The organism is Andreprevotia sp. IGB-42 (genome assembly GCF_009848685.1).
GTDB lineage: Bacteria > Pseudomonadota > Gammaproteobacteria > Burkholderiales > Chitinibacteraceae > Andreprevotia.
On sequence record NZ_WXTX01000042.1, the window covers coordinates 1 to 1336 of the forward strand.

Genomic DNA, 1336 nt, shown 5'->3' on the forward strand with positions numbered 1-1336 from the left:
GCCTCGCTGGTACTCATCCCCTCGAAGATCTCCGCTGCCCGCGCATACGGCACGCGGTTGAAGGTTTCTTCACCATGCTCGGCTCGGATCGCCGCCAGCACTTGCGGAATCAGTTCCCGTACGTAATCCGCCGTCACCTTGCGGCCATCGTCCAGCACGCCCTTGGGGGAGCGGATCCACTGCCACACCTGCGAGCGACTGATCTCCGCAGTAGCGGCATCTTCCATCAGGTTATGGATGGGCACGCAGCCATTGCCGGCCAGCCAGGAACCCAGGTACTGGATACCCACGTCGATGTTCATGCGCAGGCCGGCTTCGGTGATCGGTTGTGCGGGCTGGAAGTTGAGCAGGTCAGCAGCGGTCGTAGTGACATCATCACGCTGCTTGTCGATCTGGTTGGGGCGATCGCCCAATACCTTCAACCATTCTTCCATCGCAATCGGTACCAGCCCCGGGTGGGCCACCCAGCCGCCGTCAAAGCCATCGCCGGCATCACGGGTCTTGTCGGCCCGCACGGCCGCCATAGCCTTGCTGTTGGCTTCGGCATCGTGCTTGATCGGGATCAGTGCACTCATGCCGCCGATCGCCGGTGCACCGCGCTTGTGGCAGGTCTTGACCAGCTGCAGGGCATACGCACGCATGAACGGCACCGTCATGGTGATCTGGGCCCGGTTGGCCAGGCAGAAGTCCGCATCGGTCTTGAACTTCTTGATGCAGCTGAAGATGTAATCCCAGCGCCCGGCATTGAGCCCGGCCGAGTGCTCACGCAATTCGTAAAGGATTTCTTCCATCTCGAACGCCGCCAGGATGGTTTCCACCAGCACCGTGGCCTTGATGGTGCCCTGCGGGATACCCAGCTCGTGCTGCGCCAACACGAAGAGATCGTTCCACAAGCGGGCTTCCAGATGCGATTCCAGCTTGGGCAGGTAGAAGTACGGCCCGCTGCCGCGGGCCAGCAGCTCGTGCGCGTTGTGGAACAGGAACAGGGCGAAATCGAAGATGCCGCCGGAGACGCGTTCGCCATCGACGGTCACGTGCTTCTCGTCCAGATGCCAGCCGCGCGGGCGCACCAGCAAGGTCGCTACCGTTTCATTCAACTGATAACGCTTGCCGGCCTCATTGGTAAACCCCAGCGTACGGCGGATTGCCTGCTTGAGGTTCACCTGCCCCTGGATCTGGTTGCGCCAGTTGGGGGTATTCGAATCCTCGAAGTCGGTCATGTAGCTGTCTGCGCCGGAGTTGAGCGCATTGATGATCATCTTCTGCTCGACCGGGCCGGTGATTTCGACGCGGCGGCGTGCGAGGTCATCGGGCAGCGGGGCGATCTGCCAGGCGC

1 protein-coding gene is annotated in these 1336 nt (G+C 62.1%); it reads right to left on the minus strand.

Annotated elements, in window-relative coordinates; translation table 11 throughout:
- A partial coding sequence (gene aceB, locus IGB42_RS21780) for a malate synthase A (protein WP_159675651.1) occupies window positions 1–1336 on the minus strand: 1336 nt, incomplete at both ends.